At 45.5% G+C, this 14060-nt stretch carries 11 protein-coding genes and 1 pseudogene; 1 reads left to right on the top strand and 11 read right to left on the bottom strand.

The genetic code is table 11. The annotated features are described in order from the left end of the window. Nucleotides 1-1025: 1025 nt before the first annotated feature. The 7 genes from RQP52_RS00175 to RQP52_RS00145 form a co-directional block, all read right to left on the bottom strand. Complete coding sequence (locus RQP52_RS00175) at nucleotides 1026-1289, bottom strand: HPr family phosphocarrier protein (protein WP_315948663.1); 264 nt, start codon at nucleotides 1287-1289, stop codon at nucleotides 1026-1028. Beyond that, entirely contained in the window at nucleotides 1286-3013 is a 1728-nt protein-coding gene (gene ptsP, locus RQP52_RS00170; protein ID WP_315950329.1) for a phosphoenolpyruvate--protein phosphotransferase, read from the bottom strand. Before ptsP ends, RQP52_RS00175 begins: the two co-directional genes overlap by 4 nt. 30 nt (nucleotides 3014-3043) lie before the next feature. Further along, nucleotides 3044-4201: a mannitol-1-phosphate 5-dehydrogenase gene (locus RQP52_RS00165; RefSeq protein WP_315950327.1), complete on the bottom strand. Its 1158-nt coding sequence runs from the start codon at nucleotides 4199-4201 to the stop codon at nucleotides 3044-3046. Beyond that, complete coding sequence (locus RQP52_RS00160; protein WP_157324886.1) at nucleotides 4201-4635, bottom strand: PTS sugar transporter subunit IIA; 435 nt, start codon at nucleotides 4633-4635, stop codon at nucleotides 4201-4203. Before RQP52_RS00160 ends, RQP52_RS00165 begins: the two co-directional genes overlap by 1 nt. Nucleotides 4636-4659: 24 nt before the next feature. Beyond that, nucleotides 4660-6699, bottom strand: coding sequence for a BglG family transcription antiterminator (locus RQP52_RS00155; protein WP_315948660.1), 2040 nt, complete (start codon nucleotides 6697-6699; stop codon nucleotides 4660-4662). A 65-nt stretch (nucleotides 6700-6764) separates the two neighbouring features. Beyond that, nucleotides 6765-8195 carry a PTS mannitol transporter subunit IICB gene (locus RQP52_RS00150; protein WP_315948658.1) on the bottom strand — a complete coding sequence of 477 codons (1431 nt, stop codon included), beginning with the start codon at nucleotides 8193-8195 and terminating at the stop codon, nucleotides 6765-6767. A gap of 189 nt (nucleotides 8196-8384) precedes the next feature. Then, a complete protein-coding gene (locus RQP52_RS00145) occupies nucleotides 8385-9422 on the bottom strand; it encodes an NADH:flavin oxidoreductase/NADH oxidase (protein ID WP_315948656.1) in 1038 nt (345 codons plus the stop codon). A gap of 290 nt (nucleotides 9423-9712) precedes the next feature. Here RQP52_RS00145 and RQP52_RS00140 point away from each other — a divergent pair, with 290 nt between their 5' ends. Next, entirely contained in the window at nucleotides 9713-10612 is a 900-nt protein-coding gene (locus RQP52_RS00140; protein WP_315948655.1) for a LysR family transcriptional regulator, read from the top strand. Here the strand turns inward: RQP52_RS00140 and RQP52_RS00135 are convergent. The 4 genes and pseudogenes from RQP52_RS00135 to RQP52_RS00120 form a co-directional block, all read right to left on the bottom strand. Beyond that, nucleotides 10566-11243, bottom strand: coding sequence for a substrate-binding domain-containing protein (locus RQP52_RS00135; RefSeq protein WP_315950325.1), 678 nt, complete (start codon nucleotides 11241-11243; stop codon nucleotides 10566-10568). The genes RQP52_RS00140 and RQP52_RS00135 overlap by 47 nt on opposite strands. Before the next feature lie 63 nt (nucleotides 11244-11306). Next, nucleotides 11307-11483, bottom strand: a pseudogene (locus RQP52_RS00130) (helix-turn-helix domain-containing protein); the annotation flags it as partial. Nucleotides 11484-11862: 379 nt separating this feature from the next. After that, entirely contained in the window at nucleotides 11863-12702 is an 840-nt protein-coding gene (locus RQP52_RS00125) for a hypothetical protein (protein ID WP_315948653.1), read from the bottom strand. A gap of 169 nt (nucleotides 12703-12871) precedes the next feature. Next, nucleotides 12872-14038, bottom strand: a complete 1167-nt coding sequence (locus RQP52_RS00120) for an iron-containing alcohol dehydrogenase (RefSeq protein WP_315948651.1) — start codon at nucleotides 14036-14038, stop codon at nucleotides 12872-12874. Nucleotides 14039-14060 lie beyond the last annotated feature (22 nt).

Raw genomic sequence — 14060 nt, 5'->3', positions numbered from 1 at the left:
CCCCTACCCTTAAATGTTAACGGGAAAAAGTGCTGCTAATTTGTTCGTTTCTGCTGAACACATGGAATTAGATGGAAATTTCTCCGCTAATTCCTCAAGTTTCATCCGGATTGAGGCGAATTGACTGAGTTAGCTGCACAACTTCCAGTTATTTCATCAAGATTCCTACTCCGTACCAATTTTAACAGTAGAAATTCCAGTTACTCCGCTAACGAACACAAAAAAGGACCTATTTCCAATTAAATAGCGTCCTGTAGTTCGATGGGAGAAAGGAACCGTTGGAGGAGTTACCTTCTCCTCCGGCGTTTAGCTTGTTAAGAGCCTGGTAGAAGCGAAATTGGGGGTGGAGATCACCCAGTGTTGCTAAAAATTCAGCGTTACTGAGACATTTTGGCGGAGGGGGAACCTCATACTAGCGTTAAGTTGGTCGACGATACACCTTTGGGGAACTACAGGTCACTATTCTAGCAAATTCAGCCCGTTTCCGCGGAAACGGAACTACAGGGCTTTATATGTCCTCCGCGAGCCTTTTTTCCTGTGAAATTGGCAAAATAGTGTACTGTAGTTCCCCTCGCTTGTGGAAAATGCCCATTTCGCAGAAATAACGCCCCGTAGTTCCCCCAGGCTGGATCGCAACCTCGGCATCAGGACCTTGGATTTTACACACAGTTATGTCATTTTAAGGTAACGCCGATTCCTCCTGCTATTTGCTGCAATTGTTCATTTTTTTACTAAGTAGCTGGATTTTCTGTTGTTAATCTTGCTAAAAATACCCAAATTCAGTCCCCTACCGCTGATATAGATTGAGTTTCTACTGTTATTTCGTTGCCCTGCTACTGAGCACCGCAGATTGACGGTAGTTATTCCATCTCCCCTAGCTTACAATGCCTTAGTGGATCATCCGCTCGGAGTAACGATAGCAGTGGATGCTCACCTTAGTTGGCTGTTTTCGAGAAGCCAAAAAATGCAAAAAAAACGAAAGTATGAGCGCACCGCTCACACTTTCGTTTTTCACCAGAACCATTTTACTCCTCAAAGATATGCGTCAACAAAGCGCCTAGCTCTTGCATCGCTTGCTCCTCTTGCTCTCCATCCACTTCCAATGTCACTTCGTCATTCTGTTGAATGCCGAGCGTCAGCATACTCAGCGAGCTTTTGCCGTTGACCTTCTTCTCCCCTTTGATGACACTTACTTTGCAGGGAAACGTGCCAACCTTTTGAACGAATACTTTGGTCGGGCGGGCATGGAAGCCAGATGGATTCAACACCGTAAAAGTTTGAGATATCACGCTAGATCACTCCTTGTCTTCTGTTCTACAAACTGTTTGATTTGGGCTTGGCTGCTCATCGCCAGAATTTGCTGGGTATAGCCGGCCCATTCTTGTTGTGAGGTCTTTTTGATCAAGGCTCTCGCAGGTAAAATCGAGCTGGCACTCATGCTGAATTCATGAAGTCCCATGCCGAGTAAAATCGGAATCGCATGCTCATCTCCAGCCATTTCGCCACACATCCCCACCCATTTGCCTTCTTTGCTCGCAGCTTGGATAACCATTTGGATTAAGCGAAGAATGGACGGATGACAGGGTTGATATAAATAAGAAACAGTTTCATTCATCCGATCCGCAGCCATCGTATATTGAATGAGGTCATTGGTGCCAATACTGAAGAAATCGGCCTCTTTCGCCAACGAATCAGCTGCTATTGCTGCAGCAGGCACTTCAATCATAATCCCAACTTCAATGTTCGCGGACACTGAGATTCCTTCTTGTATAAGCTTCTCTTTCTCCTCCTGCAACAATTGTTTGGCAGCTAGCAGCTCATCCATGACAGCAATCATAGGAAACATGATTTTCAATTGCCCATAACTGCTTGCTCTCAGAAGCGCTCGAAGCTGCGTACGAAACAAGTCTTCTTGGCTCAAGCATAAACGTACTGCACGTAACCCAAGAAATGGATTGCTTTCAACTGGCAGCTTCATATATGGCAGCTCTTTGTCTCCGCCAATATCAAGGGTGCGAATGACAACAGGTTTGTTGTCCATTCGTTCCAAAACATGTTTATAAATCTGAAACTGTTCTTCTTCGCTCGGCAGAGCGCTGCGCCCCATATACAGGAATTCGGTTCGGAATAATCCGATCCCTTCCGCTCCATTCGCAAGAACCTTTTGCAAATCCTCCACACTGCCAATATTGGCAGCCAACTCTACACGATGATCATCCGCAGAAAGCGTCGGCTCATGGATGAGCTTGCGCAGTTCGGCTCTTCTCTCGTCGTATGATTGTTTACGCGTCTGATACGCCTCAACCTCTTGATCGCTTGGCGCGACGAGCACTACACCTTCAACTGCATCCAGGATAAGCATCGTACCTGTCGCGATGTCTTTGACCCCTTCACCTGCACCAACAACAGCAGGCACTTCCAGGGAGCGAGCCATGATAGCGGAATGAGAGGTACGGCTGCCAACCTCAGTCACAAAACCAAGCACATAGTCAAGATTTAATTGTGCCGTATCAGAAGGCGTCAGATCATCAGCGATCAGAATACACGGTTCATTAATAGCCGTAATCGCTGCATAGGAAACGCCGCGAAGCTTGCTCATGATTCGCCCGGTGACGTCACGAACATCAGCCGCGCGCTCACGAAGCAGCTCATTATCCATCGAGCTGAGCACTTCAATAAAGCTGCTTGCAACTTCATGAAGCTTGAATTCCGCATTCATGCTTTCATCTTTAATGCTATCTATAATGGCATCTATATAATCAGGATCTTCAAGAAGCATCAAGTGTGCTTCGAAAATTTCCGCTTTTGCCGCACCCATTCGCTGCTCAGTCAAATCTTTAATCTCTTCTAATTCTTGTTTGGTTTCTTCCACAGCTTTACTAAAACGAAGGACCTCCTGATCCTTGTCGGCCACTTCCACAGCCACGGGCTCGTACTGCTCCTTATTCAATCGAAAAGCTTTGGCCAGCGCAATGCCGGGGGAAGCAGCTATGCCGGTTAGACGTTTGGTCATCATGTTCGCCATGAGGTAACTCCCCTTTCTTTAAGAAACAACGGTTTGTTTAAATTGTTCGTAATGCGTTCGAATCAGCTGATGAATGGGGTGTTCTTCCCCAATCGTCGTGTACTTGGTAATCGTCCCAGAAAGACCCAGATCTTGCAGATCCGCTTGAATTTGGACAGCTTCAGGATCCGCTGGATCCTTAAACAGCAGGGCAGCAGCCATGACCATAGTAAGATAAGATGGGGTCATCCCTAGCTCATACCCTTGCATTGCTGGTCTGACCAGCCGATCATTCGCCGATAATTTACGAATCGGTGATCTTCCTACGCGCGCTACATCATCAATCAAGTAGGGGTTCGTAAATCTTTGCAATATCTTATCGATATAGATCTCATGCTGCGCAAGCTCAAAGTCATGCTTTTTGATCAGGATCGAACCCGTCTCGTGCATAACATGCCTCACTAATGAAGCAATTTGTGGATTAGCCATCGCCTCTTGAATCGTTGCGTAACCTTGCAAATAGCCAAGATAGGCAGCGCTGCAATGACCCGTATTAACGGTAAACAGTTTGCGCTCAATGTAAGGCTCTAGCGTCTTAACATAATGAACGCCGTCAATGCGAGTGAAGCCTTCCAGCATTTGCGACTCATCAACAACCCACTCGTAGAAAGGCTCCACAGTCACTTGAAGCGGATCCTCGTTATGCTGAATAGGAACGATTCGATCCACAGCAGCATCCGGAAAGGCAACAGCCGTCTCTGCTTTCGCACGCAGCTCTTCACTTAACAAAGCATACACATGCTCTTTAAGCTGCGAACTGCCGCCAATCGCATTCTCACAAGCAATGATGTGCAGCGGCGCGGCTCCCCTCGCGATCCTTCGCTCGATCCCTTTAGCAATTCCGCCTGCAATGTGCTTCAGAATATTGACGCCAACCGCTGTTGTCACAAGATCAGCTTGTGCAACGGCTTCGGCTACATCTTCCAGATTTTTGCCGTTGATCGCTGTAACGCCTGCTACCGTGAAGGTCTCTTGCGCTTCATTCGCATAACGCACCGTATACGTTTTTCTTTCCTGCAGCAGCTCCACCAAGGTATCGTTGACATCTGAGAAGATAACTTCATATCCGGCTTGTGACAAAAGCAATCCGATGAAGCCTCTTCCGATGTTACCCGCTCCAAAATGTACAGCTTTCATCATTCCATCCCGCTTTCGAAAATCTTCACCATCGCTTCAGGAGTAGAAGCTTGCATAATCTGCTCGATGTTCTCATCTTCCGAGCAAATCATCGCGACATTCGTCAAAATGTCCAGATGATCATTGCCTGCAGCCGCAATCCCGATCACCAGATTGGCCGTCTCTCCGTCACCGAAGTCTACACCGTCCGGGATTTGAACAATGGATAGTCCCGTGGAGAGGATCAATGATTTGGAATCCTGTGTGCCGTGTGGAATGGCCAATCCATTGCCCATGAATGTCGATAAGGTTTGCTCTCTCTCGATCATTTTATCGATATAACCGGCTGAAGCATGACCTGCATCAACCAGCAATTGGCCCGCCATTCGAATGGCCTCGAATTTGTCTTTGGGTTTCGCATTCAGCTTTACTTTATTGGTTGATAAGATACTCATCGTAGATCTCTCCCCATATCCGATTTATTTTTTATTTTCTAGAAAAGCTGCTAACTCTTGCGATAAAAAGTGTTTAATTTCTGACTGGCTGCCCGATTTCAACAGGTCGATCATTTCAGGGATGAGCAGGAAAGAGCTAATTTCACTAAGCACTTCCAAGCTCTCCTTCGAGAGCTCCTGCGGACCGAGCATAAGCAGCAATTGTCTCACGCCGGATTGTTTCCCGCTTTCTAACGGCAAGTCATCCGCTAATCGAAACAAAGTGAAGGAAGGCTTTTTCACCTGTTCACTTCGAATATGGAAGAGCGCAAGACCCGTGTCAGGGATCACTTGACTGCTTAACTTCTCCCGCGCAAGCAGCAGCTCAACGATAGGTTTTACTTCGTCAATGACACCCCATCTGCTGACATAGCTGCATATATCCTGCAAGGCCTCTTCCAAGTTTTCATAACTTTGCTCGATGTGAAACACCGTAAATTGATCAATAATGCTTACAATTTCATTAATATAGAACTGGATGCGATGCAGCCGATCTTTTGATCCTGCCTCCAGGTGCATGTGAATCGGTTCACCCGATTCTTTTTGCAGTGTCACATTTTGAATAAAAAGCCTTAGCCGCTCCGCCTCATCTTTCGTCAATAACGGACTGAGTTTCATGTATTGATCGGAAGGGAGTGGTAGGTCCACAGTCGATATGATTAAATCGTAGTCCTTCTTAGGAATACGCGCAGCTTCAAACCAGGAAGCATTGCCAATAATATTGATTTGCGGAAGCTCCTTCGTTAGGCGTACAGCCAACATTTTAGAGGTGCCTATGCCGCTGGTACAGACCAGAATGGCTCTTACATTTCGCTTAAATTGTTTCTGCCTCTCGATGGAAGCACCGAAATGCATGACCAGGAACCCGATTTCTTCGTCTGGTATAGCAATTTCACTGATAGTCGCATCGACAGCTTCCCGAATAGCTTCGAACAGTAATTCATAATCTTTTTTAATTTGCGTCAAAAGCGGATTGCGAATCGTAGCTCCCGCTAATAACCGCTTAATCGCGGACTCCAGATGACTCAGCAGCCCTTCTTTCAAGGAACGATCGTCGCTGAACGGAACGCCTAGACTTCTTTCCATTCTCCGGATCAGCTTCCATACCATCTCCATGTAACTCAGCTCATCGATCGGAAACAGCAAATTGGCATGAGGTTCAGAAGTAGGTTCCAGCAGCTCAGCAATATACGATATTTCAGCAGGCGTTAACTGGATTGGAATTTTTTCTGTCAAATGATCAATGGTATGGGTAAGCAGTTTGCTTGGACGGGCCGAGTGATGATCACTATTCACCTCGATCGGTCTGCCCATCTGAATTCTGGCAATCGTTATCGACAGGGAAATAAGTAAATTCGTATACTCCTCCTCCGATATTTCGCTTAAGCCTTCATCTTCGGCCAGCCAAAGCGCTTCTTCCACTTTTGTAAAATTCTCTTTACCTATCAGCTTCAAAAGCTTTTGCGCTAAAGGTGAATGTTGGCTCTCATTTTTTCCAAAGAGATCAGACTCATCGAGCCCATTCTTCGCCAGATGTAAGATCATCCTCCGTTTATTAGCTTCTGTACCGCTCAATTCAACGCCATAACCCCTTTTGCGAACGAGGGTGAGATTGGATCTCTTAACCCAGCTATCTAACTCATCCAGATCATTCGTAATGGTTGGAATCGTGACAGCCAAATCATGCGACAATGTAAAAAGCTTAACGGGTTCCTCCTCCTGAAGCAGCAGGCATAACAGCAGCATTCTTCGTTCCTCGGCTGAATACGCCACATTCACCCTGCCATCGAGCAGTTGCCTCAATGCCTCTAATTTCTCCGGCTCCGCTAGAAGTTGAATCCCTTTCCCCGATTTCTTACGGAGCGCTATACTGAGATTCGCCAGAACCGTCTCCAGCTCAGACAATTCTCTATGAACAGTTCTAGTGCTTACATTAATCTCAGCAGCTATCTCTCCTGCCGTAATGTCATCCCTTTGCTTCATTAACAGCTCAAGGATTTGACGATGCCTGTTTGAGAGGCTCATGATTATTCTCCTCATGAACAAAATGGAGATAACGCCGGCAAGATGCCAGCGTTAGAACCTTCTATTTAACCCAATCGTTTCACGAGCTCATCATATTCCGGGCTTTTCATGAAATTATCAATGGAAATATGTTCAGCTTGCGGTGCTTTGTTTCGTGCGCGATCCGTCAAGGATTTATGCGTAATCACGATGTCAGCATCGGATGGGATATCATTAATGGCTGTATTGACGACGTTAATATTGATGCTGGCTTCTTTCATTTTCTTTCTTAAAATAGAAGCCCCCATCGCGCTCGATCCCATCCCGGCATCGCAGGAGAAAACGATTTTCTGCACATTGTTGGCAGACTTCATTACAGGAACATCTACACGCTCTGCTGCCGCTGCAGCCGGGGCTTGCTTCATTTCTTTCATTCTGGCTTTAGCCTGATCCAAATCTTCGCTTTCCGTTTGCTTCGTTGTTTTCAACAACAGAGCACCTACTGCGAAAGAAACGATCGCAGAAGTGATTACGCCGCTGAAAATCGGCAGCATACCGCCTTTTGGAGCCATAGCGATGTAAGCAAAAATACTTCCCGGTGAAGGAGGCGCAACCAGACCTGCATTGAAAAGAGAGAACGTGAAAGTACCTGTCACACCACCTGCAATTACCGCTAGAATAAGACGCGGATTCATCAGGATGTATGGGAAATAGATTTCATGGATACCGCCGAAAAAGTGAATGATAGCAGAACCCGGAGCGGAAAGTTTCGCTGCACCGCGTCCAACAATCCAGTAGGCCAGTAGTATACCAAGTCCTGGACCAGGATTGGACTCTAGCATGAATAAGATGGACTTGCCTGTTTTGGAAGCTTGATCAAGCGCGATCGGGCTTAGAACGCCGTGGTTAATCGCGTTGTTCAAGAACAGCACCTTACCTGGTTCGATGAGAATATTGGCCAGCGGAAGCAAACCTGCGTTGACTAACGCTTGAACTCCGGAAGCTAATGCTTTGCTCACGACCTGAACGGCAGGACCGACAACCGTGTAAGCCAGAACGGCTAGTATGGCTCCAATGATGCCTGATGAGAAATTGTTAACAAGCATTTCGAAACCGGACTTAATTTTACCCTCAATCGACTTATCGAACTGCTTCAGCACCCACGCGGCGAAAGGACCTACAATCATTGCCCCCATAAACATCGGAATATCCGTCCCGATGACAACCCCCATCGTGGTTACGGCTCCGATGACACCACCGCGTGTGCCATGGATCATCGTTCCTCCCGTATACCCAATCAAGAGCGGAAGAAGATAAGTTATCATTGGACCTACGAGCTTAGCCAAATATTCATTTGGAATCCACCCAGTCGGAATAAATAAAGCTGTAATCAATCCCCAAGCGATAAACGCCCCGATATTAGGCATCACCATGCCGCTTAAGAAACGACCGAAACTTTGCACTTTCACCCGGAATCCGCCGGATGATCCTTGCTTTTGTGCAGCAATTTCACTCATTAGAATAACCTCCCTTTGTCTGTTTCATGATCTTATCGTAATGCAAAAACGCTTTCATGTTCAATCAAATCAAAATCCCTTTTCGTCATGAATAATGTTGACATCATTTAAACCTGCCAATACAGCGCTTCCCGTTAACGTACAAAAGACAGCCGGTTGATCACCGACTGCCTTCTCATTATGATCTATTTACTTAAGTCCAAAACCCATGCCATATACACCAGGAAACTCTATTTCTTTCCCTAGCTTTTTGGCGGCTTCAAGCGTCCAATACGGATTTCTTAACATCCCGCGGCCCACTGCCACGAGATCTGCATCTTCGTTGCCGATCACGGCGTTCGCTAATGCCGGATCATCTAACCGTCCTACGGCAATAACCGGTACATTCAGCGCATTCCTGATTTCTCTTGCCATAGGTACCTGATACGCCACATGGGTACCCGGTCTTCCGTGCGCCAGAATAGGCCCTTCTCCACCGGAACTGATATGAAACAGGTCTACACCCGCCTCCTTATACACTTTGGAAAAGGCAATACTTTCCTCAAGCCCATAACCACCGTCCACATACTCTCTGGCCGAAATACGCATAAAAAGCGGCATGTCATCAGGCATCACGCTCTTGACGGCTCGAATAACCTGCTGGCCGAACAATGGCAAATCTTTGCCGTATTCATCCGTGCGTTTATTTGTATACGCAGATTGGAACTGGTGAATCAAATAGCCGTGAGCTCCATGAATTTCAATCGTATCTACGCCAGCCTTGATAGCACGTACAGCTGCCAAACGATACTTGTCCACCATTTGCTTGATTTCGTCTGTAGTCAATGCCCGAGGTGTCTTGTATGTCTCCGTCTCATCGAATGCAATAGCGGACGGCGCTACAGGAACTTCGGCGTGTTCCGCTTTGCGTCCCGCATGAGCAATCTGAATGCCCACTTTTGCCCCGTATTGGTGAACGGCATCAACGATGCGCTTTAATGGAGCGATCTGCTCGTCAGACCATAACCCAAGATCAAAATCGGTAATTCGGCCGTCCGGCTCAATATCCGTCATCTCAATAATGATCAGTCCTGCTCCGCCAATGGCGCGGCTAAGATAGTGATTATAATGCCAATCGTTGACGACTCCGTCATTATTCCTGACCGCATATTGACACATCGGCGGCATGACGACACGATTTTTCAGTTCCAGACCTTTCAGCTTATAGGGTGTAAATAAATGGTCCATTATTTGTTCCTCCTATCGTTAATCGAGCAAAGAGTCATCATATATTTTAAAACCATAACCAGTAGCATAACCATCAAACAGCCTATTCAATAGAGATAGGCCAGACCCCCATTGTTGGATATATTACCAGGGCTCCATGTATACTTACGTAAATAATTTGTTCCCGAAATGCAAAAGATCATCTTAGCATTTCGTCGTGTTTGCCGTATCCATACTGTAACATCTTAGAGCTGCGATTCGAACTACCGATAAGTTATGTGAGGAATAACCAAAAGTTATGGGGGATGGACGTGAAGATCGAATGGTTAGAAGCCTTCCGGCAGACGGCTGAAACGAAGAGTTTAACAAAAGCTAGTGAAATCCTGCATATTAGTCAGCCTGCCTTAAGCAAACAAATTCGGACCTTGGAGGATGAATTAGGAGCTCAATTATTAGTGCGTTCATCCACAGGCGTAACGCTGACGCAATCCGGCCAGATTTTACTTGAAAGAAGCAAGAAAATTATGAACGAACTAAATGATCTGAGAAGAGAGATTGCGCTAAGTCAAGAAGAGGGCAAAGTTGATCTTGTCATTGGATCATGGCCAAGCGTTGCCACCATGTTTTTGCCAAACCATATGGCCGCTAATCAACAGGAAGATATCAAAATGGCATTCAAACTCAGGGTGTTTTACAGCTTTTTTGACCTGATAAAAAATATTGAAAATGGCACCATCGATGCTGCCCTATTTGATGACAGAGGCGTACAACATCACTTTCACTCGACCCCCGTTTTTAAAGAAAACTTCTTCTTATTTGTGAATGCCAATCATCCCTTATTCGGAAATAAAGAAAAAGTATCCTTTCATGAGATAAAGGACGACCCCTTTGTTATGCTGCCTGAGGGGTGCGATGTCAGGATGTTGGTGGAAAAGGAATTCTCAACAAGAGGAGAAACGTTACATATCGCGTTAGAAATTGAATTGGGACAGAGCATCCTTGGTTTTGTACAAGCCAATCTGGGCATTACCATTTTGCCTGAAATCTTCATTAACCAAACGAATGATGCGATTAAAGCAATCCCGATTACAGATTTCAGATTAACCCGTCAAATCTCTGTCGTTACCCGTGAAAAATCGATAAGTAAGCAATTATTAACTTTATTTAATGCGAGTTCGAAGCCAAATGAACATCTCTCGGTTCATCCCTGACATCCTCCGAAACACGCTGAATAAATTCATTGATGACGAGCACATGTTTATGTTTGGATTTAAAGCCAATGAATATTTCATTATGAACCTTCAAATCTTCGAAAATGATTTTCCATCTCGGATTTGTCCCATGCTGATGTTTCAGAATATGTGTCGGGAGCAGACTCATCCCCGCCCCTTCCTCAACGGCCTTTAGAATTAAATCCATGCTAGGGATGACATGGGCTGGATTAATGAGTGGTCCTTTCTTGAAAAACTCTTTCCAGTATCTTCTTATGATTGGAAGTTCCAGGCCATAGCTGATCCACTTTTGTTCGGAAAGCCATCTTTCCTTCTCCTTCAAAAGCATGAAGTCCGGCACGGCCGTCTCCATCGGTGCAACAATGACAAAGCTCTCTTCCATTAGCCGTACATATTCGATTCCGGGCGTTAAGAATCTTTGATTGGTTAAAATAAGATCTACACGTTCTTCTTTTAAAAGTTCTAGCAGCTGCTCTGCGTCCCCAAAGTACGTTGTCGTATCCAATTTCAATCCCGATAAATGCGGCAGTATGTTCTCAGTGAACAACTCCGGTGTTGCACCGATTTTGATCGGATTCATGGTTGGTGATAGATGCAATTTTAAACCCATCGTTTTTTCCTCTAATGATTCTATTAGGGGTGCTAGATGAGAATACAGCTGCTTTCCTCGTTCGGTCGGCACCATTTTTCGTGAAGTTCGAATGAACAACGGTTCACCGACTTCCGATTCAAGGCAGGCGAGGTGCTGACTCAATGCGGGCTGGGTCATTATCCGCGTTTTAGCGGCCTCCGATACGGAATTGTGCTTAAAAATGGCAATAAAGCTTCTGTACCATTCGAAATCGACCATGGCCACTCCTTCCTCTTTTATAAAAAGAATCACATTAGCGAAAAAGCCACATGTTGTCATTGTAAGGTTTTCTCACATACACAACAAATTACAAAATAAAGACTCATAAATAAATTTATTTATATACAGGTCAATTAATTTGACTGCTGTAGCCATACCGTAACACGATGAATGCGAGAATAGTACTATCATTAAGTTTGGCATGCATAACAAAAAGTTATGACGCCTGGCGCCTGCGCAAACGAATAAATAGGGGATCACAGTTCCCTCTCCACGCGAAAAAGAGCCTATTTCGATGAAATAGCGCCCTGTATTTCCCCTGCTAGAGATGAATCGCTCAAAAGCTTACCCCAAATCGTCAATTTGTTTTAGATGCGTTTTAGATGCCAAATTTATAATTCCGACGCGCATAAACTCGAGTAAACCCTGAACGGTGATAATTGTTAAAAGACTTATTTGAACCTTCTTGTCCCTCAGGCGGTTGTCCGGTTTCTGCCGTAAAGCCAACGACTCCTGCAGAGATTCCTTCCGATACCCGTTGTCTGATTAGTGCATTTTGTGCCCCTCTGCCACGATAATCGGGCAGCGTTGCATCTACACCGAGCCAAGCCCATTTGTTATCCAGAAACATCGCTCCGGAAGCAACGGGAGTATCTCCATCATAAGCGAGATAAGCCTTCCAATTTGGACGTCCAACGATAGCCGATAATAATGGGATTATGGTTTCTGGCAGACCAAACGCGGCCTGCGCAACTCTGCCAAATTCTTCCGCCTGATGCGCCTCAACAAGACGTACATCAAGTGTAGTAGGAACCGCTTGATCTACCACAGGTACAGAATCTCTATATAGCTTCGCCCATCCATTTCCAGCGTTTTTAAAACCTCTTTCTAGAATCCACTCCACCAACCTGGCTTCAGGAAGCGCTGTTGGAGAAACTTGCAAAGCGAATGAAGCAGCGGCATTGTCATTCATCCACGCGATGGCCTGATCCAACTCGGCTTCGTTTACAGGTTTTCCAATTCCCAAGCCAAGAATCCGATTAAATTCCGTGATAGGTACGCCTAAATCTGCAATTCCAACCATCGCACCCAATCGCGCAGAGGAAACTTTGGAGCTTTCAACATAGTCCGCTGGAGCAGCAACAACTAAATCCAACCAGGCTTCTCGTTCAACGATTTCAATACTAGTACTTACAGATTTATCAATCATATTTTTCATTTGAATCTCCTATTATATCTTCATATTTACGTAATATTTTAAGATAAATTGAAATCATAGAACAAATTACATATTTATGGATTACCTATAAAAATGCTTATCTATTCATAGAAAATAGGCTATCTCTCTGGTCGTATGAACCTTCGAGACAGCCCCATTTTTCAACAAATTACAAAGAATTTCTCAAAATTTTTCTGACATCCTCATTCGAAAGAGGAACATAGTTACCTATTTGATCGGCGAGCATAGCTCTTTCCGTCATTAACTCAATTTCCTTATCATCAATGCCATAGTCTGAGAGCTTAGTAGGTGCTCCAATGGACGTCCAAAATTTCACGAGTGACTCAATCGCTTCCGCTGCCAATTGCGTGTCCGTTTTTCCTGCCGGATCCAAGTCAAATACACGTACCCCAAGCTGCGCCACTTTCTCCGGACGCACAGCCGCGACATGTTCCATCCAGCGTGGGAAAAGAATCGCGAGTCCGCCGCCGTGCGGGATATCATGGACAGCCGATACGGCGTGTTCAATATAATGCGTTGCCCAATCGGTTTTAACCCCCATTGCGGTTAGTCCATTCAAAGCCAATGTTCCATTCAACAACATGACTTCGCGATATTCGTAATTGTTCAAATCGTTCACGAGCTTAGGTGCCGTCTCGATAACGGTGCGAAGAATCGCTTCACCGATTCTTTCTTGAAGAGGTGCATGGCTCGAGGCGTGGAAATACTGTTCGAAGACATGGGACATAATATCAACGATGCCGTATACCGTTTGATCACGTGGCACAGAGAAGGTAAGCTCCGGATCCAGAATACTGAATCTTGGATAGACGTGGATGGAGTTAAACGACTTTTTCTCATTTTCTTCCCAATTCGTGATGACGGAATTTCCGTTCATCTCGGAACCCGTTGCCGCTAACGTTAGGACAGTGCCAATCGGAACAGAGTTGGATGAAGCTTTCACCTTCTTGAGTACGATATCCCATACGTCACCATCGTACGGCACGCCCGCGGCAATTGCTTTTGCACAATCGAGCACACTGCCGCCACCGACGGCAAGAATGAAATCAAGCTGATTTTCTTTAATCAGGTTAATCCCTTTTTTGACAGTCGTTAGTCGCGGGTTCGGCTCAACGCCTCCTAACTCAACAACCGTAGCGCCAATTTCTTTCAATTCATGGATGACCTTATCGTATAAGCCGCTCTTTTTCATACTGCCGCCACCATACAATAGCAAAACACGTTTGCCATAAGCCGGAATCTCTTTTTTCAAACTGCTTAATTGACCTTTTCCAAATAGAAGCTTAGTCGGATTATAAAACTCAAACTTTTCCATCGTCGTTATTACCCCTCTCCAA

The sequence above is a fragment of the Paenibacillus violae genome (genome assembly GCF_032461945.1).
GTDB classification, from domain to species: Bacteria; Bacillota; Bacilli; order Paenibacillales; family NBRC-103111; genus Paenibacillus_E; species Paenibacillus_E violae.
Note: the sequence above shows the minus strand (reverse complement) of the source record. Positions and strands in the feature narration are given on the sequence as shown.

Bases quoted from the DNA above. Each gene is read 5' to 3' on its own strand.
- RQP52_RS00155 (WP_315948660.1), bottom strand. From the start codon at position 6,699: ATGAGCCTCTCAAACAGGCATCGTCAAATCCTTGAGCTGTTAATGAAG.
- RQP52_RS00145 (WP_315948656.1), bottom strand. From the start codon at position 9,422: ATGGACCATTTATTTACACCCTATAAGCTGAAAGGTCTGGAACTGAAA.
- RQP52_RS00135 (WP_315950325.1), bottom strand. From the start codon at position 11,243: ATGGGTTTAAAATTGCATCTATCACCAACCATGAATCCGATCAAAATC.
- RQP52_RS00150 (WP_315948658.1), bottom strand. From the start codon at position 8,195: ATGAGTGAAATTGCTGCACAAAAGCAAGGATCATCCGGCGGATTCCGG.
- ptsP (WP_315950329.1), bottom strand. From the start codon at position 3,013: ATGACCAAACGTCTAACCGGCATAGCTGCTTCCCCCGGCATTGCGCTG.
- RQP52_RS00120 (WP_315948651.1), bottom strand. From the start codon at position 14,038: ATGGAAAAGTTTGAGTTTTATAATCCGACTAAGCTTCTATTTGGAAAA.
- RQP52_RS00165 (WP_315950327.1), bottom strand. From the start codon at position 4,201: ATGAAAGCTGTACATTTTGGAGCGGGTAACATCGGAAGAGGCTTCATC.
- RQP52_RS00160 (WP_157324886.1), bottom strand. From the start codon at position 4,635: ATGAGTATCTTATCAACCAATAAAGTAAAGCTGAATGCGAAACCCAAA.
- RQP52_RS00125 (WP_315948653.1), bottom strand. From the start codon at position 12,702: ATGAAAAATATGATTGATAAATCTGTAAGTACTAGTATTGAAATCGTT.